We start from the raw sequence: 22,993 nt of genomic DNA, 5'->3' as shown, positions 1-22,993 counted from the left end.
CTCACGTTCTGGCTGCGTACATTGTTACAGTATCATTGGCTTGCCCCCGATCTTCGGAAATATTGATAAGGTCAGCTTGGTTGGCATGCCGGTGATGCGGAGCATTCTCAAGCGCGATATGCGTTGTGCAGCGTGTTAAATGTCGAGCCCTTTGGAAGAGAGCTACGAGTAGAACTGATACAAGCCCATGCTTTTCAAGCGGGGCCTCAGTGGTACCAAGCATCGCAACATGGGAACGAAGACACTTTGGTTTGGGTATCATCCCAGGAAATCGCAGGCGCCGTGGGAAGATCTACTTCCCCACACTTGAGCGGAATTTCGACGTACTTCCGAGAAGTGCCAGTTCCGGATCTGAAGCTCGACGCCGAAACTCGCGAGAGGGAGCGGGCGCATTCACCTAGCGGTGATGATTGAGGCTGGTGAGAACCGGCCTCGGTCACTCTCTCGACCTTCGAGGATATTCTATGGGCAACTATTATCCAGTTACACGGCCCCCGCGTCCGTAGACGAGCAGCATGGATATGATGACGCAGCCATAGATGATCTGACGACCGGCCTCGGGCATCTGCATAATGGAGAGCACCGAGTTCAAAAGCACTATCAGGATGACGCCGACCAAGGTACCGAGGTACCGCCCGCGTCCGCCGAGGATATTGGTGCCGCCGATTACCACAGCGGCAATGGCAGGGAGAAGATAGGCATCGCCCATGCCCTGATAGGCCTTGGTGGAGTACCCGGCGAGCAGCACGCCAGCAAGGCCGGCCGCTGCGCCCGAAAGCGCGAAGGCAATGAGGATCACGCGGTTGGTGTCAATGCCCGAGAGATAGGCTGCCCGCTCGCGATTGCCGATGGCATAGATGCCGCGACCGAGGGTCGTGCGCGTGAGTATCGCCACGACGGTCACGGAAACAGCGAGCCAGACGAGGAGCGCAACCGGAATCATGCCGCCGATGCGGGCGACTGCGAGGTACTGCATCAGATCCGTAGCTGCCGTCTGCGGCGCGAAACCGCCCGTATGAGCTACCATGAGGCCGCGCATCACTGCGTTCATGCCGAGCGTGAAGATCATGGACGGCACGCGCAAATACGCGACGCCGAGCCCGTTGAAAATGCCGACGAGAAGACCAACCCCGATACCTGCGGGAATAGCCCAGGGACCGCCGACTGCCGTTGCCATCATGGCCGCGGCCGTCAGGGTCCAGGGCACCGAAAGGTCGATGTGGCCGAGCAGGATGACGACCATGAGCCCAGCCGCCACGATCCCAAGAAAGGATCCGACCTGAAGCTGCTGCAGGAGATATTGCGGCTGCAGGAGCGGTGCGCTCCCTTGCGTGTAGAGCGTGTAGCCCGTTCCGATGAGGAGAATGAGCAGGACGAACCCGGCCGCGAAGGCAACGGGCTTGTCGTCGGATCCAAGGCGCAGGATCCTTGGCGCGATACTCGTGTCGGCCGTTCTGCTCACCGGAACACCTCGAGCTTGTTCTTGAGACGCAGCAGCTTCAGTCCGCCCAAGCTTACTGCGGCGAGAAGCACGAGCCCCTCGAAAAGAGGTTGTAGCAGCGGCGCCACGTCGAAGATGCGGAAGTTGAAGGAGATTGTGCGCAGCACCATCGCACCGATCATGGACCCAATAGCGCTGCCGGTGCCCCCAAGAAGCGAGGTGCCGCCGATGACCACGGCCGCAATGGAATTCAGCGTATAGGCGCCTGCCTGGGGAATGTCAGCATTGCCGGACGAAGTCTGGAGCGCCAAGAACAGGCCGCCGAGACCGGCGAAGAGGCCAGCCAATGTGAAGGCCGCGAGCTTTGCCCTGTTGATCGGCAGCCCCGACATGTAGGCCGCGCTCTCGGACGACCCAATCGCATAAACCGTGCGCCCCGTGACAGAACGGGTGAACGGCACCCACACCAGTAGAATGATCAGCGCAAGCAGCACGAGCGGCACCGGGATCCATGCGAAGGGCTGCAGCCAGGCAGCCTCGCCATTGTCGAAGAGGCCGAAGGTTGCCGCGAACTCGCGCAGGTCGCTCGTGACGGCCCAGGACAAATCTTCGTGCACCTTTCCGCCGGGCGTCGGCCGCAGGATGAGGGCGAGCCCCACATAGATCGCGCTCGTGGCGAGCGTCGCGATGATCGGCTGAATGCGCCCGTAGACGACCACGCAACCATTAGCGAAACCACACGCCGCGCCGGCGGCGATGCAGGCTGCGATGCCGGCCGCGATCTCGCCCGGGCTCCCGTCGACGAGGTGGCTCGCGATACAGCCCACAAGGGTCATCACGGCGCCGACCGAGAGATCGAGGCCCGCCATGAGCACAGGCATCGTCTGCGCCATGGACACGAGCGCCAGGGCGAAGACCTCGTTGGCGTTCTGGATTAGGATCTGCCCTGAGAATCCTCGGGGATGGCTCAGCTGGTAGAACAGGTAGAGCACGACGAAGAGGGCAAGCGCGCCGAGGATGCCGGCGTGCTGCAGCCAGCGCAGGCTCAAGCCCTCGCCCCAGCGGCGGGTCTTCTCCTGCGGCTCTGCGGCAGCGGGAGGGAGCACCGTGTCAGACATGAGCGGGCTCCCGCCGTTCGGCGATGTTGAGCGCGCTGGCGATGAGGTTGCGTTCCGTGATAGCATCACCCTCCAGCTCCCGGACGATGCGGCCGTCATACATGACGGCAACGCGGTCGCAGCAACCAATCAGCTCCTCGTAATCCGTCGAGTAGAACAGGATGCAGGCGCCCTCCTCCGCGAGCTTGCGCATGAGCCGATAGATCTCCTGCTTCGTTCCGACATCGATGCCCCGGGTCGGATCGTTGAGTAGGATCACGTCGGGATTCGTCGCAAGCCACTTGGCGAGCACCACCTTCTGCTGGTTGCCCCCGGACAGGGTTGAGACCGGGTCGCTCACATTGCCGATCTTGATCCGCAGCTGCTCGATGGCCCGTTCCACGGCCCGACGGGTGCGGCCCGGATCGATGAACATCCCGTGCGAAAGACGGTCTAGCGAGGCCATGGAGATGTTGTCGGCAATCGACATGGAGAGGATTAGCCCTTCGCTCTTGCGGTCCTCTGGTACGAGCGCCATCCGGGCTCGCCCGCTCTTGGCAGCCTTCGGCGAATTCGCCGCCGTGGGGTGGCCCTCTAGACTCACCGTGCCGCGAACGCCCCGCAGCACACCGAAGAGCGCAAGCAGCAACTCCTTCTGTCCCTGCCCGTCGAGACCGCCCAGCCCTACGATCTCGCCGCGTCCCGCCTCAAGCCCGACACCGTTGAGGCGGTTCTCCCAGGAAAGATCCCGGATCGTGATGAGAGGCGCCGGGCGTGGCCGCCTGGGCTTTGGCGGAAACTGCCCCTCAATCTCGCGGCCGATCATAAGGCCGATGATCTCGTCGTTGCTTCGCGCTCCCTTGGCGAAGGTTTCGATATGCCGCCCATTCCGAAACACGGAGCAGCGATCCGCCAGCGCCTCGATTTCGTGCATGCGATGCGAAATGTAGAGGATGCTCAAGTTCTGCGCCTTCAGCTCGAACAGCATGCGATAGACGCGGTCCACGTCGGCAGCGGTCAGGGCGGAGGTGGCCTCATCGAGAATGAGGAGCTTCGGATCGCGGCCGAGCGCCTTCGCGATCTCGACCATCTGCCGGCGGGAAAGCGGCAGATCCGACACGCGGCTCAGAGGGTTGATGTCCTCGCAGCCGATGCGGGCGAGCAGCTCCTCCGAACGCCGGCGCTGAGCGCGACCGTCAATAAACCCGAAGCGGCGCGGCGGGCTCGACAAGGTGATGTTGTCGGCAACCGTGAGCTCCGGCATGAGTGAGAGTTCCTGAAAGACACACACGATCCCGGCCCGGTTCGCGGCCGAAGGGTTTGGGAACGTGACGGGCGCGCCTTCGAGGACCATGCGACCCTCCTCTGGCTGCACGACGCCTGCCATGATCTTCATGAGGGTCGATTTCCCAGCGCCGTTCTCTCCCAAGACAGCGTGGATCGACCCGCGGCTGCATGCGAAATCCACATCGCGCAAGGCATGGACGCCGCCATAGCGCTTCGATACGTTCTCGAGGGCGAAGAAGAGCGCAGGTTCGAGCATGGAACCCCTTCGGTACTCGGAAAGGGCTCCTGTCCCGGCGGAGGGTCAGGACAGGAGCCGAGGTGCTTTGACTGCGTGGTTCTTACTGCGTGTTCTTGGCGTCCTTCGCCATGATCTCAGGCGCCGTCACGTTCACGCCGCAGGCCGGGAATTCGTTGGCCGCAAAGAAGTTATCGGAGAGGTTCGACCAGTAGTTCACATTGTCCTTGAGGGTCGTGTAATCGACGACAGGAATGGGCACAGAGATGAGCTGTGGCATCGGGTTACCTTCGAGCGCCGAGACGGCGGCCTTCATGGAAATTGCCACAAGTCCAGGCGACTGGCTGTAGGACAGGCCCTTGAGCCCCTCGCCCGCATGCTTGGCTATGAGCTTGCGATAGCCATTCTCGCCCTCGCCCGCCATGGGCACGAAGGGGTGCTTCGCGTCCATCATGGCACGCACGGATCCTGTCGATCCTCCCTGCGTGAACACAGCCTCGAACTTGCCGTGCACGGCGAGCGCGTCGGCCGTCGCCTTCTGGGCCGTGCCGTCGTCCCAGTTACCCACCACCTCGACGATCTGGAACTTGCCTTCCTTCTCCATCACCTCGCGGAAGCCGAGATGACGATCACGGTCCACAGAGTTTCCGGGCAAGCCTCGCACTTCGAGAATCTTGCCGTCGCGTTTCTGCCCCAACTCCTTCAGGAGATGCCGCGCCGAGAGGCGACCGATTTCGAGCTGGTCCTCGTTGACCTGCATAACCTTGTCGGTGTCGAGGACGTTGTCAAAGGGTACGATCACCACGTTGTTACGGTCAGCCAGACGGATCACGCGGTCGAAGCCCTCGGGCGCCACTGCGATGGTGATGATGGCGTCGTAACCCTGGTTAATGAAGTCCTCGATGGCGCCGAGTTGTGCCGCGACATCGGTTCCGGTCGAGACGACCTTCAACTCCTTAATCTTGTCCTTCATGCCAGGTTGCTCAGCATAGGCCTTCGCGGTCTGGATCATCTGGATGCGCCAGGTATTGCCCACAAAGCCGTTCACCACGGCGACGCGATAGGGTCCGGGCTTCTTATCCCATTGCATGTACTTGGTTTGAGCATTCCACGGCTTGAAGCAGTTCGGATCCGGTCCTGGACCCGAGACGGTCTTAGGAGCGGCGAGAGAGACAACGGAAGAGAGCAGAAGTCCGGCGAAAGCAAGTGCGAACAGACGAGCAGGGCATGCCATACGATCCTCCTAAGGCAGCGTTCTTCCCAGATCTGGCCCGTCTAGCGCGAACCTTGATCCATTAACATGTTAGTTCTAACCGTAGGGTAATACAAGTAATTCCGCCAACTTGGTTGGGTAAGAAGCGGTGCCTTCTAAGTATCGGGTTCGGCGGGGCAATCATAGATTTGTCTCACAGACTGGATCCGAAGAGGAGGCCTCCAAGAGCCAATAAAGAGCGTTCGATTAGAGTCAGGCTGTGAAATTCGTCGATCCCAAACCGAGAGGTGGCGCCATTGGGATTGCTGCCTCCGGTTATGTCTTAGGGCGTCACGAGCAGCCCTAGGCGCCTACTGTGACCTGTGTGAATTGGAAGCTCCTCCGTTGGGGACACTTGCCCCAGCGCATTAGGAATGAGGCTGAAGGCGTAAGATCGGACGGGGTGGCCTGCTCTTGCTATAGAAGAGCGAGGCTTTAGGATGGGCCCAGCGCCCCTCACAGGCGCAGGAAACGTTCAATTCTCATGCCTATCTCACCGAGTGCCTCAGCCGTTTCGCTCCACCGTGTTGCCATCACCTTCGGGTCAAAGGTGGGCGGTTACACGGCTGTCCAGAACATTCATCTGGAAGTATTGCCAGGGGAGTTTATTGCAATCGTCGGGCCGACTGGTTGTGGTAAATCTACCCTGCTCAATGCATCCGCAGGACTGCTCAAGCCATCAGATGGCAAGGTCGAAATCTTCGGCGTGCCTCTGCACGGCCTCAACGGCCGGGCGGGATATCTCTTTCAGCAGGATGCCTTGATGCCCTGGAAGACGGCCCTTCAGAACGTGGCCGTCGCCTTGGAGCCCAAGGGCATTTCCCGCAAGGAGGCGGAGGTGAAGGCCCGCGACTGGCTGCGGCGGGTAGGGCTCGGCGCCTTTGTTGACCGCTACCCGCATATGCTCTCGGGCGGTCAGCGGAAGCGGGTTGCTTTGGCTCAGATGTTAATCCGCGATCCTGAGATCCTTTTGATGGACGAGCCGTTCGGCCCGCTTGATGCCCAGACCCGTCAGATCATGGGCAACCTGCTGCTGGACCTCTGGGCCGCCAATCGCAAGGCCGTTCTCTTCGTCACGCACGATCTGGAGGAGGCGATTGCCCTAGCCGACAGGGTGGTGGTTATGTCAGCAGGTCCTGCGGCCGGTATCATCGGCGAGTTTCCCGTACCTCTCCCACGCCCGCGCGACATCGCCGAGGTACGGCTTGAGCCTGCCTTCCATTATATCCACAAGGAGATCTGGGCAAGCCTTCGCACCGAGGTGCAAAAGGCGTATGCGCAGGGGGAGGAAGCCTCGCCATGAGCCGCTTGAAGCTCATCCTGCTCCAGGTTGCCGTGGGCCTTGGATTCCTGTTGCTCTGGCACGTCCTGACGACCTACCCAATTCTCGCCCCCACGCGGCAGACGCAGTTCTTCTTCTCGACCCCTCTCGACGTGCTGGCAAGGATCTGGAAGGAGTTTGCTTCCGGGGAGATATGGCGGCATCTGTGGATCACGCTTTTGGAGACCATCCTGGCATTCGCTTTCGGTGCCGGCGGGGGGATCCTGTTCGGCTTCCTGTTCGCTCGCCGCGAATTTCTCGCCGCCGTGTTTGATCCCTATATCAAGGCGGCGAATGCGCTGCCACGGGTGGTGCTCGCGCCGATCTTTGCCCTGTGGTTCGGCCTGGGGATCTGGTCCAAAGTAGCTCTCGGCTTTACGTTGGTCTTCTTCATCGTCTTCTTCAATGTTTATCAGGGCGTGCGCGAGGTGAGCCCGGTCGTGCTGGCCAACGCGAGGATGCTCGGCATGAACGAGCGTCATCTGCTGAGGCACGTTTATTGGCCGGCGGCGCTGACCTGGATGTTCTCGTCCCTTCATACCTCTGTGGGGTTCGCTCTTGTCGGTGCGGTTGTGGGTGAGTATCTTGGCTCGTCTGCGGGGCTCGGCTATAAAATCCATGAGGCGGAGAGCGTATTCGACGTCACCGGTGTCTTTGCGGGCATGGCGATCCTGTCGATCTTCGTTATTCTCCTCGATTTTCTGGTCACCCTTATCGAGAGGCGCCTCCTGGTCTGGCGGCCTGCCCCATCGACAAACGATTAAGGTTAGGCAATCCTGCCATCCACGATCTGCAACCAAGCAGGGAGAACGAGGATGGAACGCCGTACATTTCTCATTGGGACGGGCGTCGTTGCTCTGTCCGCCGGGCTCAGCCGGGGCGCTTTCGCGCAATCGAAGCCGGAAAAGAGCAAGGTCGCTCTGGGCGTAGGCGGCAAGCCGCTACTTTATTACCTGCCGCTCACTATTGCTGAACGGAAAGGATTCTTCAAGGACGAAGGGCTTGAGGTCGAAATCAACGACTTCGGTGGCGGCGCCAAATCGCTCCAAGCCCTCATTGGCGGCTCCGTCGACATCGTCACGGGAGCGTATGAACATACTATCCGCATGCAAGCCAAAGGTCAGGATATTCGCGCCATAACCGAGCTCGGGCGCTTTCCCGCCATTGTGATTGCGGCGAAGAAAGACAAGGCAGGGCAGATCAAATCTGCGGCTGATTTCAAGGGTCTGAAGATCGGCGTGACGGCACCGGGCTCCTCCACAGCACTCACTGCTCAATATGCGATGGTGAAAGCGGGACTAAAGCCAACCGACGCAGCATTCATCGGCGTCGGATCAGGCGCGAGCGCCGTTGCCGCCATGCAGAAGGGTGAGATCGACGTGATCTCACACCTCGATCCAGTCATTTCCAAGCTAGAGTCGGATGGGGACATCTCAATCCTGATCGATACGCGCACTGAGGCCGGAACGCGGGCGCTCTTCGGCGGCTCGAACCCAGCGGCGACCCTCTATACCAAGAAGGACTTCATCGACGCTAACCCGGTAACGACCCAGCGCCTCGTGAATGCCCTCATGAAATCACTCAAATGGCTCCAAACAGCGAAGCCCGAGGATGTCGCTGCAACAGTGCCGCCAGAATACCATCTCGGTGACCGCCCATTGTACCTCAAGGCTGTACAGAATTCTCTTGAGAGCTATTCCCGTGACGGCATTGTCCCGCCCGACGGCATGAAGAGTGTCATGGATATGCTGAAGCAACTCGACCCTGAGTTGAAAGATGCCAAGGTTGACCTCTCCGCAACTTTTGACGGTCGCTTTGTGAAGCAGGCCGCTAGCTAGTTTTTGAGATAGGTAGATCGAAAACATTGATAGGGTCGCTTCTGAGAAGGCTTACTGCCCCGCAGGGTTTCGTGAAAGCCGCAACCCTGCGGGGAGTTTATTGCATCCTCGAGTTTCTCACGAGGTTCCAAGGCGATATCGATGGCAACATCCGATATGGCAGCCCAGCTAGCAAGAGCACCATTGTTCGTTACTTATCAGAGCGGATTCGATTTAGGTGAACTCGTATCCGCAGTTGCTGAAGTGGTTCTGGCACTCCTCGGCTGGGAAGCTGTCGAACAGTTCTCCGATGTTGGTCCAGAGCGCCTCCTGGGTGCGAGCCGCCGCCTTGCGTAGCAGTGCCTTGAACTTGGCACATACCTGCTCGGTCGGGTTCAGGTCAGGCGAGTACGGCGGCAAGTACAGCAGGCTCGCACCCGCGGCTTGGATCTTCTCTCAGACACCCGCTGTCAAGCACCACCACGTTGCCCGGGAGAGCCCCGGTACCAAAACCTGCTCGATACTGGGCTCGGCTCTGGCTCTGCCCATTGGAGTGATTGCCTTCCAAGCCATTACCGGCAGTTGCGTCCCGCACCTGCGGGGTTGGGCGCTGGTCCAGGTGGGGATCTATGTCGCTCAGGTTGTCCTGATCATCGCCGGCCAGAATACCGGCTCTGGCGTCCTTCAGACCCTTCACGCCTTCAATGGCGGGCTGTTGCTTCTGGTCTCATTCGTTGTTGCACAGAAGATTGGTTCAAAATTGAAGAGGTTATCGAACCAATAAAGCTCTGCCTCCAGTTAAAGTGTAACATTAGCGAACAAGATTAAGGTTCGCTTGTCGCGGCTTTTCAGAAACCCCACCTATTTCTAGAACATGCCAGCAGCAGATCTCCTGACACAGCAGTGCAACCCTGCGTTCGGGGTTCTCATGTTACTCATGCTGATTGATAGTAATAGGTTTGATATGCCCGCTGCTGCCGATCTCCAACCTCAACTCAGCGACAGAACAACGCCTGCAATGCTGATCCCCGCACCTGCCCAGCGGTAGATCGTCTGACGGTGGCTAAGGGCGATGCCTATTGCGAGACCCGCCCCATGCAGTAGAATGGTCGCCGAGAAAAAACCGAGACAATAAGGGGCTGCTGCGGCTTCCATCGGCATCTCGGCCCCATGGGCGTAGCCGTGGAAGACAGCAAACATTCCGGTCAGCATCATGGCTACGGAGATGCGGCAGCGGATCTTGGCAGCCAGAACTGCGCCGAAGATGACCACGGACAGGGCAATGCCCGCCTCCACAGCAGGAATATGAATGCCCATGAAGCCCATGATGCCGCCTACGAGCATCACGGAGGCGAAGGTCGTCGGAACGGCCCAGAGAGCCTGCCCACCGAGCACGGCGGCGAAAAGACCGACAGCTACCATGGCCAGGGTGTGGTCAAGACCACCAAAGGGGTGCGCAAAACCGTCGCCCAAACCTGAAGCGGGGTGGATGCCCGTATGCGCAAGGGCCGGCATGGCCGTTACTATCATGGAAGCGACAAGAAAGGAATGCTTCAATCTCATGGGATGCTCCTGTCAGGCGGCCGCGGAGAGGCCGCCGGCTCGTTCGATGAATTGCGCGATGGCATCGACGCCGACACCTCCACGGATGTTGCTGAAGACATAGGGGCGCTGGCCACGCATGCGCTTCGTGTCCTCCTCCATGATAGCGAGATCCGCGCCCACGTAGGGCGCAAGGTCAATTTTGTTCACCACCAGAAGGTCCGACCGGGTGATGCCTGGACCGCCCTTGCGGGGGATCTTCTCGCCTCCTGCCACGTCGATGACGTAGATCGTTAGATCCGCGAGTTCGGGCGAGAAGGTTGCAGCCAGGTTGTCGCCGCCGGACTCCACCAGCACAATGTCGAGCACTGGAAAGCGTTTGCGCATGGTCGCGATGGCCGCGAGATTGATCGAAGCGTCCTCCCGAATGGCTGTGTGTGGGCAACCACCAGTCTCCACGCCCATGATGCGCTCCACCGGAAGAGCACCCGCGACTGTCAGGAGACGGGCATCCTCCTTGGTATAGATGTCGTTGGTGATGGCGCAGATGTCGTAGCGCTCGCGGAAGATCTTGCAGAGCGCCTCCATGAGGGCGGTTTTGCCCGAGCCGACCGGCCCGCCGATACCGACGCGAAGGGGTCCTGTCTGGGATTTCATGAGCGGAAAAGCCTCGTATACTGGGTTTCGTGATGGAAGGAGCCGAGATCGGCCCGGAACGTCGCGCCGCCGATATCATCGAGAGAGAAGCCGATAGCCTGCCCGGCGACCTCCTGCACCGTCGGTGCTAAGGTGCTGCAAACCCGGATGCCGGCCGTCTGCCCGATCGGCGCGAGCCGGATCGCTGCCGAGACGAGCGTTTGCACGAGCCCAAAGAGGTATGCGTTCAGGGTGAGCGGCAGGGGAATGCGATGCGACGCAGCAGCCATTCCAATGGCAATGGGGAATGCCACCTCGCCGTCCAAGTCGAGCAATCCCGGAGCGGGCCAAGCGACCAGTGTCGCGTCGAGGAAGCTGCGCCCCTGCTGGCTCGTCTCGAGGTACAACTCGGCAGAGGGGGAGAGAGCCAGGGCCAATTCGTTGACATTCACGAGAGCGGCTTCATGGCCTGCCTCCACGGCCCGATAGGCGTGGCTCAGCAGTATCGCGTCGTTGCGGCCGAAGCCAAGCGTCATCTGATCCATCAACCATGCAACCAGCGCCTCCTCGTCCGCCACGTCCCCTGCTTCGACCGCCCACTCCAGCGTGTGGGAATAGGCATAGCAGCCGACCGGATAGGAGGGGGACAACCAGGCGAACAGCGGCAGGATGCTTTGGCCTTTCTCCATGGTCTGGAGCAGGAGCGCATCATCCATGGCCGTGTCCGTGATGATGCCCGGAATGCCCGCCGTGCTCGTGCTGATGGTAAGCGCCCCGCACCGGACGGAACGGGCGCTCGACGATTTCCGTCCTGGCGCCGAGCCCATGCAGCATCTCGAGCAGCACATGATCGTAGGCGATGTAGATCGCCTCCCTGCTGATTTCCGCCGGCACGTGCCGGTTGCCGATGTGCCAAGCAAGGTTGAGGAGATCGAGCGGATTCTCGGTCGAGACCTCGATGAGCCTCTCGGCAGCTGCCTTCACCTCCACGAGCCAGCCGCTGTCGAGGCGAATGGCGTCACCGTCCTCCAGCACGTCGGCCCTGTCGAGGTCGAGCAGGAAGGCCGTGCCGCCATCGGCATTCAGCAGGATGCGACGTCTGTGTCGGTCGCCGTGGTCGAGGGTGATGATGTCGACGATGCGGTCAGAATCGACGGCGTCGCGGCGGATGATGGATGTGGCGCGGATCATGATCAGAACAGGAAGTATCGTTGTGCCATGGGGAGGATTGTGGCCGGCTCGCAGACCAGAAGCTCGCCATCGGCGCGGACATCATAGGTCTCCGGGTCGACCTCGATGAAAGGCGTGGCACCGTTCAGCACCATGTCCTTCTTGCCGATGCCGCCGCGAACGTTCTCGACGGCAACAAGCTGCTTTTTGACTCCGAGTCTGCCCGCAAGCCCATTCTCGACGGCCGCCTTGGACACGAAGGTGAGCGATGTCGTCGCCAACGCCCGACCATAGGCTCCGAACATCGGACGGTAATGCACCGGCTGCGGAGTCGGGATCGAGGCGTTCGGGTCACCCATGAGCGCCGCCGCGATGGCCCCGCCCTTGACAACCAGATCGGGCTTCACGCCGAAGAAGGCCGGCGTCCAGACCACGAGGTCTGCGAGCTTTCCAGCCTCGACGGAACCGATATGCCGCGACACACCGTGAGCAATCGCGGGATTGATCGTGTACTTCGCCACATAGCGCCGGGCGCGCAGATTGTCGTTATCGCCGGTCTCGCCAGGCAGCGGACCGCGCTGCACCTTCATCTTGTGCGCGGTCTGCCACGTACGGATGATGACTTCGCCGACGCGGCCCATGGCTTGGCTGTCGGACGACATCATCGAGAGTGCGCCGATGTCGTGGAGGATGTCCTCGGCAGCGATGGTCTCTTTGCGGATGCGGCTCTCCGCGAAGGCGAGGTCCTCAGGGATCGATGGATCGAGATGGTGGCAGACCATGAGCATGTCGAGATGCTCGTCGATGGTGTTGACCGTATACGGCCGTGTGGGATTCGTGGAGGATGGCAGCACGTTGGGAAGCCCGGCCACCTTGATGATGTCCGGCGCGTGACCGCCGCCCGCCCCTTCCGTGTGGAAGGCATGGATGGTCCGACCCTTGAAGGCGGCAATCGTATCCTCGACGAAGCCGGACTCGTTGAGCGTATCGGTGTGGATCATCACCTGCACGTCATAGGCATCGGCCACCGACAGGCAGCAATCGATGGCCGCGGGGGTGGTGCCCCAGTCTTCATGGAGTTTGAGGGCGCAGGCGCCTGCCTCGATCATCTCCTCCAATGCACCGGGCTGTGAGGCATTGCCTTTTCCGGTAAAGGCAAGGTTCATGGGAAAGGCGTCCGCCGCCTCTATCATGCGAGCGATATGCCAAGGCCCCGGCGTGCAGGTGGTCGCAAAGGTGCCAGTGGCCGGTCCCGTGCCGCCGCCGAGCATCGTGGTGATACCCGACATCAGCGCTTCTTCGATCTGCTGCGGGCAGATGAAGTGGATATGGGAATCGAAGCCACCCGCCGTGACGATCTTTCCCTCACCGGCTACGATCTCCGTGCCCGGGCCGATGATGATGTCGACATTGGGCTGCACATCCGGATTGCCGGCTTTGCCGATCCCGGTGATCCGTCCGTCCTTAATGCCGATGTCACCCTTCACAATGCCCCAGTGATCGAGAATAACCGCATTGGTGATGACGGTGTCGACCGCGCCCTGAGCCCGGGTCGCCTGCCCCTGCCCCATTCCGTCACGAATCACCTTGCCACCCCCGAACTTCACTTCCTCGCCATAGGTCGTGAAATCCTTCTCGACCTCGATGACAAGCGAGGTATCGGCGAGTCTGATCCTGTCGCCTTTGGTGGGGCCGAACATGTCGGCATAGGCTGCGCGCGGGAGCGAGGCAGGCTTTCTTCCAATCGTCATCACAGTGCCCCCATCACGCCCTGGCGGAAACCATACACCTCGCGCTTGCCGGAGAGCGGCACCAGCGTGACCTCGCGTGTGGAGCCTGGCTCGAACCGCACCGCCGTGCCGGGCGCAATATCGAGACGCATGCCGCGTGCCTTCCCCCGCTCGAAGGACAAGGCCGGATTAGTCTCGAAGAAATGGTAGTGGCTCCCCACCTGGATGGGGCGGTCGCCCGTGTTTGCCACCGTCAGCACGGTTCGCTCCACGCCCTCATTGAACACGATCTCGCCATCCTGGGTCATGACCTCACCGGGCACATCCGTGGAGGCTGCGCCCCGGATCGGATGGTGCACCGTGACGAGCTTGGTGCCGTCCGGGAAAGTGGCCTCGACCTGTACGTCGTGAATCATCTCGGCCACCCCCTCCATCACCTGATCGGCAGTGACGACATGCGCGCCTGCCTCCATCAACTCGGCGACTGAGCGCCCATCGCGCGCACCCTCCACCACCGTGTCGGTGATAAGAGCAATCGCCTCCGGGTGATTGAGCTTAACGCCGCGTTCCAGGCGGCGGCGTGCCACCATGGCCGCCATGGCGATCAGGAGCTTGTCTTTTTCACGAGGTGTGAGCTGCATTCAAAAAATCCTAGCTGAGCCAGACACGAGGCAGGGGCTCGCCACGAAAGGTGAGGAGGAATGGGCAGATGGCGGTCCGTAGCGCCCCGATGGTGACAGCGCAGAAGCGCACGGCGAGAAGGCCGTTCCAGGCGCTCGCCGCGGCATCGCACCCCTGCCCGGGGGATAGCTGTTCGCGCACCCGCTCCAGACGAGCCTCCGCATCCGGCGCCACGTGAATCAAGGTCGCGAAGGCGCGGGCATCGTTGCCCACGCTCGGCCTTCGCAGCAGGTCTGCAATGGGCCCACCGAGCCGCAATGTATCGGCGTAAACGAGGCGTGATCCTCTGCGGACGCGCCAACGGTCGATGAAGAGTCCATTCGCAATATGCTCCGCTCTGGCCTCACGTCCGAAGACGACGGCCTCCAGCAAGGTGAGGCGCGCATCTTCGGCGATGGTTGCCTCGAGCTGCCGATCGAGTCTCGCCTCATCGAACAGGATCGTCTCCTGCGGGAGCCAATCGAGCCGCCCCCTCGCTCCTGCGGTGAGCTTCACCGTCAGATTGGAGACCGGTCCGTCGGAGCGATAGACCTTTTCCGCGGCAGGCGTCGCCACCGTCACGAAGGCATCCGCCTGCGCCTCAACCTCTACGGAGAAACGGTCCCCGCAGGCTATACCGCCCGCCGTGTTGACGAGAACGGCGTCGAGCCCCGCACCCTCTCCCTTCGGGAGACGGATGCGCATGGAACCGCTTTCCTCGATGCGCATCGGCCGGGTCCGCCCGTTGAAGGCGGTTGCCGCGAACGATACACGACCGACAGCCCGCTGGCGCTGCGCGGGAGCGCCATCAAATGGCAAGTCGCTGACGAACATCGTTCCCCTCTAGCGCTGCACGGTCGCCATGCTGAACGATCTCGCCACGCTCAATGACCACGAAGCGGTCCGCCAGATCACGGGCAAAGTCGAAATACTGCTCGACGAGCAGGATCGCCATGTCCTTGCGTCCACGGAGGTAAGAGATGGCGCGACCGATATCCTTGATGATCGAAGGCTGGATGCCTTCCGTCGGCTCGTCGAGCACAAGGAGGCGCGGGCGCATCACCAGCGCCCGGCCGATGGCAAGCTGCTGCTGCTGCCCACCTGACAGATCGCCGCCCCGCCGCCCCAGCATGGACTTGAGCACGGGGAAGAGCTCGAACACCTCCTCCGGGATCTGCCGAGAGCCGCGCTTCAAGGGGGCAAAGCCCGTTTCGAGGTTCTCCTTCACGGTCAGGAGCGGAAAGATCTCCCGCCCTTGAGGCACATAGGCGATGCCGCGGGCCGCGCGCTCGAAAGGTTTCAGGCGCGCGATGTTGTGCCCCTCGAAATGAATACTGCCGCCGGAGATCGGCCTATGGCCCGCTATGGCGCGGAGCAGTGACGTCTTGCCCACGCCGTTTCGCCCGAGCACACATGTAACCTCCCCTACGGCAGCCGTGACAGAAATGCCGCGCAGGGCTTGGGCGGCGCCGTAATGGAGAGACAGGTTTTCGACTGCGAGCATTGTCATCGACCCAAATACACTTCCACCACGCGCTCGTTTGCGCTCACCGCATCAAGCGACCCCTCGGCCAGCACGGACCCCTCATGCAGGCACGTGACCTTGACGCCGAGATCGCGCACGAAGGTCATGTCGTGCTCGACCACGATTACGGCCTTGCTCCTGGCGATGTCACGGAGAAGGTCGGCGGTGTCGGCGGTTTCCTGGTCGGTCATGCCGGCGGCCGGCTCGTCGATGAGCAGGAGCTTCGGCTCCTGCGCCAACAGCATCCCGATCTCGAGCCATTGCTTCTGCCCGTGGGACAGCTCGCCTGCTCTGCGATGGCGCTGGGCTGTGAGGCGCACCCGCTCCAGGAGAGCGTCGATCCTCACCATGTCCTGGTTGACGCCGCGTGAGAGCAGGGTCGCGAGAGGCCCACGCCTATTCTTCAAAGCGAGAAGCAGGTTGTCCTCGACCGTATGCATCTCGAAAATGGTCGGGGTCTGGAACTTGCGACCGATGCCGAGTTCGGCGATGGCCGTCTCATCGAGAGCGGTGAGATCGTGGGTGCCCTCGAACAGGGCCGTGCCCTCGTTGGGCTGCGTCTTTCCGGTGATCACGTCCATCATGGTCGTCTTGCCGGCCCCGTTTGGGCCGATGATGGCGCGCATCTCCGCGTGGTCGATCGCGAGCGACAGAGCGTTCAACGCACGGAAGCCGTCGAAGGAAACTGTGATGTTATCGAGATAAAGCAGGGTCGGCGTAACCGGTACAGTCATGGCTCACTCCGCCGCATGGGTGGCAGGCTGGGGCGAGCGGCGCGCTCGCAGCTTCTGGCTGGAACGCTCCCACAGATCCCCAGCGGCCCCGAGGATCCCGCGAGGCATGAACAGCGTGACGAAGACAAAGAGGCCGCCCAGAGCGAACAACCAGAACTCCGGCAGCGCCGCCGTGAACCAGGTCTTGCCCGCATTGACCAGCAGCGCCCCGAAAATGGCGCCGGCAAGAGTCCCGCGTCCGCCGACCGCCACCCAGATCACCACCTCGATAGAGTTGGCGGGAGCGAACTCACTCGGGTTGATGATACCGACCTGGGGCACGTAAAGTGCACCCGCGACGCCCGCCAGCAGGGCGGACAGGGTGAAAACGGTGAGCTTGTAGTGCTCGACGCGGTACCCCAGAAAGCGCGTGCGGCTCTCTGCATCGCGCACAGCCACGAGCACTTTGCCGAACGTGGATCCCACGACCCACCGACACAGCAGATAACCGCTTGCAAGGGCCAGAACCGAGAGCACAAACAGAGCTATTCGCGTCGAGCCATTCTGAACGGGAAAGCCAAGGATTTCCTTGAAGTCCGTCAACCCGTTGTTACCACCGAGCCCCATGTCATTCCGGAAAAAAGCCAGCATCAGCGCAAAGGTCATAGCCTGGGTTATGATAGAGAAATACACGCCCGTAACCCGCGAGCGGAAGGCGAACCAGCCGAAGACCAGGGCAAGTGCGCCCGGCACCAGCAGCACCATCAGCGCCGCGAAAGGAAACCAGTCGAAGCCGTGCCAGAACCAGGGCAGCTCCTTCCAGTTCAGGAATATCATGAAGTCGGGCAGAATTGGGTCGCCGTAGACACCACGGGGCCCGATCTGGCGCATGAGGTACATGCCCATGGCATAGCCGCCCAACGCAAAGAACGCCCCGTGCCCTAGGGAGAGAATGCCGGAGAAGCCCCAGATCAGATCGACCGAGAGCGCCAACAGGGCAAAGCAGACATACTTGCCGAGCAGAGGCACCAGGTGATCCGAGAGATGCAGCGCCGATCCGGGCGGGGGCAGCTCGTTCATGGTCGGCACCAGGATGGCAGCGGCAGCCAGGAGCGACAGAACGAGAATGGTCTGCCGATCAAAGAGGGAGTGGGTTCTCATGTTTCGACCGCTCTGCCCTTGAGTGCGAAAAGCCCGCGCGGACGCCTTTGAATGAAGACGATGATGGCGATGAGCAGGGCAATCTTGCCCAGCACCGCGCCCGCATAGGGCTCGAGCAGCTTGTTCGCGATGCCGAGGGTCATCGCGCCCACCAGGGTGCCCCACAGGTTCCCGACCCCGCCGAACACGACCACCATGAAGCTGTCGATGATGTAGCCCTGCCCCAGGTTGGGGCTGACATTGTCGATCTGGGAGAGCGCGACGCCGGCGATGCCGGCCACACCTGATCCCAGCCCGAATGCCAGCGCGTCGACGCGGCTGGTCCGGATGCCCATGGAGCCCGCCATGCGCCGGTTCTGCGTGACGGCCCGCACGTAAAGTCCCAGCGAGGTGTATCGCAGAACGAGGAGCAGGATCGCGAAGACCGAGAAGGCGAAGACCACGATGGCGATACGATTGTAGGTCAGGCTCATCGCCCCAATGTCCAGTGCTCCGCTCATCCAGGCCGGCGTCCCAACCTCACGATTGGTGGGACCAAAGATCGTCCGCACGCCCTGCTGCAAGATGAGGGAGATTCCCCAGGTGGCGAGCAGGGTTTCCAGGGGACGCCCATACAGGAACCGGATGACCGTTCTCTCAATGAGAATGCCGACCGAACTCGCAACCAGAAACGCAAGCGGCAGCGCGATGAGGAGCGAGGCTTCGAACAGGCCAGGGAAATTGGAGCGGATGAGTTCCTGTACCATGAATGTGGTGTAGGCCCCCAGCATCACCATCTCGCCATGAGCCATGTTGATGACCCCAATGGTGCCGAATGTGATGGCAAGGCCGATGGCGGCAAGCAGCAGGACGGACCCAAGGGAGATGCCGTACCAGACGTTCTGAACTGCTTCCCAGAACGCGAGGCGGGTCCGGATGCCGTCGGCTGCATTTCCTGCGGCCGCGATGACTTCGGGCGGTGCCTGGGACGGCAGGTTGGACAGGAGAGCGAGAGCTTCCTGATCACCCCGATTCCGAAGAGTTTGAACGGCGGCGAGCCTCTGAATCGGCAGGGCATCCTGCTTGCTCAGGAGGATAGCGGCTCGGGCGCTCTCAAGAACGTTCCGAACATGCGGCTGGCCCTCCTGCGCAATGGCTTTCTCGAGCGTCGGCAGTGTTGCCTCATCACGGGAGCGGAACACGGCGCGCGCAGCCTCAAGGCGCTTCGCCGCATCGGAGCTGAGTAATGTAAGGCTGCCGAGTGCAGCCTCGATAGCGCGGCGCACCCGGTTATTGACGCGAACCGGCTTCAGTTCGCCAGTCTGATTGCCCCATGCCTGACCCGTAGCCGCATTGACGAGTTCTCCGGAAGTTCGACGAAAAAAGACTTGGCCGGACCCGACGAGAAGCCGACCGTCGCGCAGGGACTCAACGACGTCGATGGACAGGGGGTTTCCGCTACCCGCAATGGCACCGATTGCGGCATCCGTGTCCACATAGCTGTCATTGGCGAATTTGGGCAGCGCCTCCTCGTAAGCTCCCGCCAAGGCAGCGGAGGCCATGCCAAGCAGCAGAACGGTAGCCTGCAGAATATTGCGCAAGAAAACCATGAAATGCACTTTGAATGGAGAGGGAGTGAGGGCAGCAAGGATTGCCGCCCTCATCTTTGATCGGTTAGGAGCCGCACTTCTTCGTCACAGTGTTGTAGTTGCCGCACTTGAGGGTCTGCCAATCGGCGACCAGATCCTTCGAGCCGTCCAGGTGCTTCGACCAGGCATCGCCCGCCACCAGATCATCGGTTTGCCAGACGGTATCGAACTGGCCATCCTCCTTGATCTCGCCGATAAGCACCGGCTTGGTGATGTGGTGGTTCGGGAGCATCTCCGAGACGCCACCGGTAAGGTTCGGGACCTTGATGCCGACGATGGCATCGATCACCTTGTCCGGATCGGTTGTGCCGGCTTTCTCGACGGCCTTCACCCACATATTGAAACCGATCACATGGGCCTCCATCGGATCGTTGGAAACCCGCTTCGGATTTTTGGTGTAAGACTTCCACTTCTCGATGAAAGCCTTGTTCTCGGGCGTCTCGACCGACTGGAAGTAATTCCAGGCCGCGAGATGTCCGACAAGTGGTTTCGTGTCGATGCCTGCGAGTTCCTCTTCACCAACTGAGAAGGCTACAACGGGAATGTCCGTCGCCTTCACACCCTGGTTGGCGAGTTCCTTGTAGAACGGCACGTTGGCATCGCCGTTGATCGTGGAGACGACGGCCGTCTTCTTGCCCGATGAGCCGAACTTCTTGATATCGGCGACAATGGTCTGCCAGTCAGAATGTCCGAACGGCGTATAGCTGACCATGATGTCCTCGGCCTTCACGCCCTTGGACTTCAGATACGCCTCCAGGATCTTGTTGGTCGTACGCGGATAGACGTAGTCCGTTCCGGCCAGAACCCACCGCTCCACTTTCTCCTCCTTAGCGAGGTAATCGACGGCTGGGATCGCCTGCTGGTTCGGAGCAGCGCCCGTATAGAATACGTTTCGCTCGCTCTCCTCACCCTCGTATTGGACCGGGTAGAACAAGATGCTGTTGAGTTCCTTGAAAACCGGCAGCACCGATTTGCGCGATACTGAGGTCCAAGCGCCAAAGACGGCGGAAACCTTGTGCTGGCTGATGAGTTCACGGGACTTCTCGGCGAAGAGCGGCCAGTTGGAGGCTGGATCGACGACGACCGCCTCAAGCTTCTTGCCGATCAGTCCGCCTTTCTTGTTCTGCTCCTCGACAAGCATCAGCATGACGTCCTTCAGGGTCGTCTCGCTAATGGCCATCGTACCTGACAATGAGTGGAGAACCCCTACCTTGATCGTTTCCTCTGCTTTCGCGGCTCCCGCCGTAGCGCCTGAAACCAGAGCCGCTGTTGCCAGCGCCATCAGGCTCCTCCGCATCATGTTGAATATCGACATAGGTCCTTCTCCCTTGCCTGCCCTGTTTCAGATGCAACGAGGGACTACTATGCAAGAAGCATGCCATGTTTGCCCGAGAGATAACCGGCTGCGAGGGCGATAGCTGGGGAGTTCGGAAAACAACAATTGCTGCTCAGAAAAGCGGCGAAAGCTCAAATGCAAGGCTTGTGAAACAACGCTACAAGACGGAACGAAATGTCAGCTTCGGGTCAAACTGAGCCGTTGGACGTGGCCTTATGAAGGTCGGCATACTCAATGACTGCAGAAGTTCGGCTTTCGTCTGCCTCGTGCCATGAACCGACCTTCCTGCCATCGCATGATGAAGGAAGTTAGCAGCCTGGATCCTCTCAAGCCCGTCATCTCGCACCTTCCCTCCTGAGGACCGGAGCTTCGACGTCCTCAGCGTGCTTCTTCGGAGCCGATTCCGGTGCAATCCCTCCCCTCTTCCTTAGCCGCGTACAGGGCCCGGTCAGCTCGACGGAGGATCGAGCTGCGGTCGTCATCCGGCAGGGCCTCGATCACACCCGCACTGAAGGTGCAAGGCAGCTCAAGCCCATTGTACGTCAACACCGCTGGAGGGAAACCATCCCGAATGCGATCGATGATGCGCACAGCCTCGTCTAACCGAACCTGCGGCAGTACCAGCAAGAACTCCTCTCCGACGGTTCGGCCCAGGTGATCCTGTGTTCGCACCTTCTCCCGGCCGGATCGCGCGAAATGCTCTAGAACCGCGTCGCCCGCTTCGAGCTCATGACGGCCGGGACGGACTGGCTGAGTGCTGGCTGGATGCGCAGGGTGACGGCCGCTGTCCCAAGCACGTTCAAGGTCTTCGACGGCCTCTCTGCTTGGCTTGTTCGTCTTAACGGCTATTCCGCGGCTCTCACGTGGAATTGAGATCCAAGAAAGTGAGATCTGTGAAAAACTCAATCCCTCTCATACAGAAATTCTCCAGCACGATTGAGCAAATTGCCGTTGCAGCCAGGCACGCCTAGTGGCGATCTCCGGTCAGGTTGCGCTTGATGCATCTGGCGCGCTGGTGGGCGGAACAGAGTATATCGCTCAAGCCTGCCAGTGCTTTGCCAACATCTGTGAGGCACTCGCAGCTCTCAATGCCCAACCACGAGATTGTCTTCAGATAAGGATCTACGTAGTCGGGCAAAGACAGGATCTTGTTTCGGCCATCTTTGATGCTGGAAACCAAGCTTTTGGAGGTGACTGGCCGACCTGAGCCAGCACGTGAATCGGTGTAGAAGCTCTCGCGTTAGCCGAGTGGCTAGGCGATGTAGATGCCCAGGTTGCAGTTCGGCCGGCATACACCGACGCTTGGGGCTGAGACTGGTCCAGGCAAGCGGCCAGTCGCCAATATTCTCTTCAACATGCGGGAACCGGAGCGGCGCGGAACCGCCAATGTCCGTGCCCCTCCGGGACGGCGGCAGAGGGAGAAATGAAAAGGTTAGCATCTCCTAGGCATGTTGAGATTGCTCCGTTGCATTAACTTGGAACGGGCACCGCAAGCCTGGCCCAACCAGTTGCTCAGGTGGCGAGATTGAACAAATGGTTCACGAGGCGGATTTCGCCTGCCGCACCGGGTTGCGCCAGTACGCAGTGTCCGCGACGGATCATCCGCATGACTTCAAATCCTTCAGAGTCGCGGAAGCGGTTTTCATCCTTTGGAAGCTGCAAGTTGGCCGGATCACGCGCTTGAGTGCACTATGATCCAGACCGATGATAATGCTGAGGTAATTTGAGGTTCGATGCTCAACTTCCTTCTACAAGAGCCATTCGCGCTGTAAGTGCTAGATCGCCTTCGGGTAAGAGGCCAGCTTGTCGGACGTGATCGAATACAGCGGATAGGCGCTCATCGGGTGAAGGGCATCGAGTGCATCTGCGTCCAGGATCACGGCGGTTTCGCCCTCCAGCCCTTTAAGCAGCAAGTTGCTGCCGACAGCACGCTGGGGCAGCGCACGACCGGGAGCCGACTCTGCTCCCGGACGTGAACGGCCACATCGGCCTGCGGCAGATCGGGGCCGACGATCTCCCGTCCAGCCATCTCCATGTCAGTGACGGATTTGAAACACCTTGCCTTCTTGCTTTTGGCGGCCTTGCCGAGGACGATCCTCAGATCGTGCGGATCGTCGTGGAAATAGATCGCGACGCTCAAGGCGGTGAAGTTTGTCTATCAGCATGTCCCGTCGGAGCGCATCGGCTATGGGATGGAAACCGTTCAGGCTCCCTGCTTGAACGAGTATGACGATGCAGCTCGTACCGACTTTGGAAAAAGTGAGTACAAACTAGAGAGCCGCTTCGGAGCAGCAACAACCGTCGCCGCTCGTCAACCAGGACCTTGCGATCGGCATCTCTCGCTTCAAGCATTTGACTCTTCCTGTCATGATAACACCCTCCCCGACCCGTGTGGAGCATGCAACCGGCCACAGAAGCGCACTTCCGGTCAGGTAGTGGCCA

General features: G+C 60.7%; 22 protein-coding genes and 1 pseudogene. 4 read left to right on the top strand and 19 right to left on the bottom strand.

Features of this window, described 5'->3' with window-relative positions; translation table 11 throughout:
- Window positions 1-475: 475 nt before the first annotated feature.
- The 4 genes from GR303_RS11290 to GR303_RS11275 form a co-directional block, all read right to left on the bottom strand.
- Window positions 476-1,462: an ABC transporter permease gene (locus tag GR303_RS11290; protein WP_343038450.1), complete on the bottom strand. Its 987-nt coding sequence runs from the start codon at window positions 1,460-1,462 to the stop codon at window positions 476-478.
- Window positions 1,459-2,559, bottom strand: a complete 1,101-nt coding sequence (locus GR303_RS11285; protein ID WP_161723330.1) for an ABC transporter permease — start codon at window positions 2,557-2,559, stop codon at window positions 1,459-1,461. Before GR303_RS11285 ends, GR303_RS11290 begins: the two co-directional genes overlap by 4 nt.
- A complete protein-coding gene (locus GR303_RS11280) occupies window positions 2,552-4,081 on the bottom strand; it encodes a sugar ABC transporter ATP-binding protein (RefSeq protein ID WP_161723329.1) in 1,530 nt (509 codons plus the stop codon). The genes GR303_RS11285 and GR303_RS11280 overlap by 8 nt, the downstream gene beginning before the upstream one ends.
- Before the next feature lie 82 nt (window positions 4,082-4,163).
- The gene (locus GR303_RS11275; protein WP_161723328.1) at window positions 4,164-5,294 is read right to left on the bottom strand and encodes a sugar ABC transporter substrate-binding protein; all 1,131 of its coding nucleotides are present in this window, start codon (window positions 5,292-5,294) and stop codon (window positions 4,164-4,166) included.
- A 502-nt stretch (window positions 5,295-5,796) separates the two neighbouring features.
- Here GR303_RS11275 and GR303_RS11270 point away from each other — a divergent pair.
- Genes GR303_RS11270 through GR303_RS11260 form a run of 3 tightly spaced genes read left to right on the top strand, consistent with a single transcriptional unit; the run spans window position 5,797 to window position 8,471 of the window.
- Window positions 5,797-6,615, top strand: coding sequence for an ABC transporter ATP-binding protein (locus GR303_RS11270; protein ID WP_161723327.1), 819 nt, complete (start codon window positions 5,797-5,799; stop codon window positions 6,613-6,615).
- Window positions 6,612-7,397 carry an ABC transporter permease gene (locus GR303_RS11265; protein ID WP_161723326.1) on the top strand — a complete coding sequence of 262 codons (786 nt, stop codon included), beginning with the start codon at window positions 6,612-6,614 and terminating at the stop codon, window positions 7,395-7,397. Before GR303_RS11270 ends, GR303_RS11265 begins: the two co-directional genes overlap by 4 nt.
- Before the next feature lie 51 nt (window positions 7,398-7,448).
- Entirely contained in the window at window positions 7,449-8,471 is a 1,023-nt protein-coding gene (locus GR303_RS11260; RefSeq protein WP_161723325.1) for an ABC transporter substrate-binding protein, read from the top strand.
- 213 nt (window positions 8,472-8,684) lie between these two features.
- On the opposite strand, the pseudogene GR303_RS11255 reads toward GR303_RS11260, so the two are convergent.
- From GR303_RS11255 to GR303_RS25465, 14 genes and pseudogenes are all read right to left on the bottom strand, one after another.
- Window positions 8,685-8,900: pseudogene (locus GR303_RS11255) on the bottom strand (transposase); the annotation flags it as partial.
- Between the two features lie 540 nt (window positions 8,901-9,440).
- A complete protein-coding gene (locus GR303_RS11250; RefSeq protein ID WP_161723323.1) occupies window positions 9,441-10,013 on the bottom strand; it encodes a HupE/UreJ family protein in 573 nt (190 codons plus the stop codon).
- A 12-nt stretch (window positions 10,014-10,025) separates the two neighbouring features.
- On the bottom strand, window positions 10,026-10,649 hold the full coding sequence (gene ureG, locus GR303_RS11245; protein WP_161723322.1) for an urease accessory protein UreG: 624 nt from the start codon (window positions 10,647-10,649) through the stop codon (window positions 10,026-10,028).
- Window positions 10,646-11,344: an urease accessory protein UreF gene (locus GR303_RS11240; protein WP_161723321.1), complete on the bottom strand. Its 699-nt coding sequence runs from the start codon at window positions 11,342-11,344 to the stop codon at window positions 10,646-10,648. The genes ureG and GR303_RS11240 overlap by 4 nt, the downstream gene beginning before the upstream one ends.
- Complete coding sequence (locus tag GR303_RS11235; protein WP_161723320.1) at window positions 11,337-11,819, bottom strand: urease accessory protein UreE; 483 nt, start codon at window positions 11,817-11,819, stop codon at window positions 11,337-11,339. Before GR303_RS11235 ends, GR303_RS11240 begins: the two co-directional genes overlap by 8 nt.
- Before the next feature lie 2 nt (window positions 11,820-11,821).
- The gene (ureC, locus tag GR303_RS11230) at window positions 11,822-13,549 is read right to left on the bottom strand and encodes an urease subunit alpha (RefSeq protein ID WP_161723319.1); all 1,728 of its coding nucleotides are present in this window, start codon (window positions 13,547-13,549) and stop codon (window positions 11,822-11,824) included.
- On the bottom strand, window positions 13,549-14,169 hold the full coding sequence (locus GR303_RS11225) for an urease subunit gamma (protein WP_161723318.1): 621 nt from the start codon (window positions 14,167-14,169) through the stop codon (window positions 13,549-13,551). The genes ureC and GR303_RS11225 overlap by 1 nt, the downstream gene beginning before the upstream one ends.
- Window positions 14,170-14,179: 10 nt before the next feature.
- Entirely contained in the window at window positions 14,180-14,893 is a 714-nt protein-coding gene (locus GR303_RS11220; RefSeq protein ID WP_246205608.1) for an urease accessory protein UreD, read from the bottom strand.
- A 103-nt stretch (window positions 14,894-14,996) separates the two neighbouring features.
- On the bottom strand, window positions 14,997-15,692 hold the full coding sequence (gene urtE, locus GR303_RS11215) for an urea ABC transporter ATP-binding subunit UrtE (RefSeq protein WP_161723316.1): 696 nt from the start codon (window positions 15,690-15,692) through the stop codon (window positions 14,997-14,999).
- Window positions 15,693-15,694: 2 nt separating this feature from the next.
- On the bottom strand, window positions 15,695-16,447 hold the full coding sequence (gene urtD, locus GR303_RS11210) for an urea ABC transporter ATP-binding protein UrtD (RefSeq protein WP_161723315.1): 753 nt from the start codon (window positions 16,445-16,447) through the stop codon (window positions 15,695-15,697).
- 3 nt (window positions 16,448-16,450) lie between these two features.
- Window positions 16,451-17,587 carry an urea ABC transporter permease subunit UrtC gene (urtC, locus tag GR303_RS11205; RefSeq protein ID WP_161723314.1) on the bottom strand — a complete coding sequence of 379 codons (1,137 nt, stop codon included), beginning with the start codon at window positions 17,585-17,587 and terminating at the stop codon, window positions 16,451-16,453.
- Window positions 17,584-19,176, bottom strand: coding sequence for an urea ABC transporter permease subunit UrtB (gene urtB, locus GR303_RS11200; protein WP_161723313.1), 1,593 nt, complete (start codon window positions 19,174-19,176; stop codon window positions 17,584-17,586). Before urtB ends, urtC begins: the two co-directional genes overlap by 4 nt.
- 64 nt (window positions 19,177-19,240) lie before the next feature.
- A complete protein-coding gene (gene urtA / locus GR303_RS11195) occupies window positions 19,241-20,515 on the bottom strand; it encodes an urea ABC transporter substrate-binding protein (protein ID WP_425487110.1) in 1,275 nt (424 codons plus the stop codon).
- A gap of 414 nt (window positions 20,516-20,929) precedes the next feature.
- Window positions 20,930-21,457, bottom strand: coding sequence for a GGDEF domain-containing protein (locus GR303_RS25465; protein ID WP_161723311.1), 528 nt, complete (start codon window positions 21,455-21,457; stop codon window positions 20,930-20,932).
- Window positions 21,458-21,521: 64 nt separating this feature from the next.
- On the opposite strand from GR303_RS25465, the gene GR303_RS25460 reads away from it, so the two are divergent.
- Window positions 21,522-21,758 (top strand): RidA family protein, encoded by a 237-nt coding sequence (locus GR303_RS25460; RefSeq protein ID WP_161723310.1) that lies wholly within the window; start codon window positions 21,522-21,524, stop codon window positions 21,756-21,758.
- A gap of 669 nt (window positions 21,759-22,427) precedes the next feature.
- On the opposite strand, the gene GR303_RS11180 is transcribed toward GR303_RS25460, so the two are convergent.
- On the bottom strand, window positions 22,428-22,691 hold the full coding sequence (locus GR303_RS11180) for a hypothetical protein (RefSeq protein ID WP_161723309.1): 264 nt from the start codon (window positions 22,689-22,691) through the stop codon (window positions 22,428-22,430).
- Window positions 22,692-22,993 lie beyond the last annotated feature (302 nt).

The sequence above is a fragment of the Microvirga arsenatis genome (assembly GCF_009910705.1).
In the GTDB taxonomy this organism is placed as follows: Bacteria; Pseudomonadota; Alphaproteobacteria; order Rhizobiales; family Beijerinckiaceae; genus Microvirga; species Microvirga arsenatis.
The sequence above is the reverse complement of the archived record's forward strand: the minus strand, read 5'-3'. Positions and strand labels throughout refer to the sequence as shown.

Excerpts from the sequence above, each read along its gene's own strand:
- GR303_RS11285 (WP_161723330.1), bottom strand. The coding sequence starts at position 2,559 with ATGTCTGACACGGTGCTCCCTCCCGCTGCCGCAGAGCCGCAGGAGAAG.
- GR303_RS11280 (WP_161723329.1), bottom strand. The coding sequence starts at position 4,081 with ATGCTCGAACCTGCGCTCTTCTTCGCCCTCGAGAACGTATCGAAGCGC.
- GR303_RS11275 (WP_161723328.1), bottom strand. The coding sequence starts at position 5,294 with ATGGCATGCCCTGCTCGTCTGTTCGCACTTGCTTTCGCCGGACTTCTG.
- GR303_RS11270 (WP_161723327.1), top strand. The coding sequence starts at position 5,797 with ATGCCTATCTCACCGAGTGCCTCAGCCGTTTCGCTCCACCGTGTTGCC.
- GR303_RS11265 (WP_161723326.1), top strand. The coding sequence starts at position 6,612 with ATGAGCCGCTTGAAGCTCATCCTGCTCCAGGTTGCCGTGGGCCTTGGA.
- GR303_RS11260 (WP_161723325.1), top strand. The coding sequence starts at position 7,449 with ATGGAACGCCGTACATTTCTCATTGGGACGGGCGTCGTTGCTCTGTCC.
- GR303_RS11250 (WP_161723323.1), bottom strand. The coding sequence starts at position 10,013 with ATGAGATTGAAGCATTCCTTTCTTGTCGCTTCCATGATAGTAACGGCC.
- ureG (WP_161723322.1), bottom strand. The coding sequence starts at position 10,649 with ATGAAATCCCAGACAGGACCCCTTCGCGTCGGTATCGGCGGGCCGGTC.
- GR303_RS11240 (WP_161723321.1), bottom strand. The coding sequence starts at position 11,344 with ATGGATGATGCGCTCCTGCTCCAGACCATGGAGAAAGGCCAAAGCATC.
- GR303_RS11235 (WP_161723320.1), bottom strand. The coding sequence starts at position 11,819 with ATGATCCGCGCCACATCCATCATCCGCCGCGACGCCGTCGATTCTGAC.
- ureC (WP_161723319.1), bottom strand. The coding sequence starts at position 13,549 with ATGACGATTGGAAGAAAGCCTGCCTCGCTCCCGCGCGCAGCCTATGCC.
- GR303_RS11225 (WP_161723318.1), bottom strand. The coding sequence starts at position 14,169 with ATGCAGCTCACACCTCGTGAAAAAGACAAGCTCCTGATCGCCATGGCG.
- GR303_RS11220 (WP_246205608.1), bottom strand. The coding sequence starts at position 14,893 with ATGCGCATCCGTCTCCCGAAGGGAGAGGGTGCGGGGCTCGACGCCGTT.
- urtE (WP_161723316.1), bottom strand. The coding sequence starts at position 15,692 with ATGCTCGCAGTCGAAAACCTGTCTCTCCATTACGGCGCCGCCCAAGCC.
- urtD (WP_161723315.1), bottom strand. The coding sequence starts at position 16,447 with ATGACTGTACCGGTTACGCCGACCCTGCTTTATCTCGATAACATCACA.
- urtC (WP_161723314.1), bottom strand. The coding sequence starts at position 17,587 with ATGAGAACCCACTCCCTCTTTGATCGGCAGACCATTCTCGTTCTGTCG.
- urtB (WP_161723313.1), bottom strand. The coding sequence starts at position 19,176 with ATGGTTTTCTTGCGCAATATTCTGCAGGCTACCGTTCTGCTGCTTGGC.
- urtA (WP_425487110.1), bottom strand. The coding sequence starts at position 20,515 with ATGATGCGGAGGAGCCTGATGGCGCTGGCAACAGCGGCTCTGGTTTCA.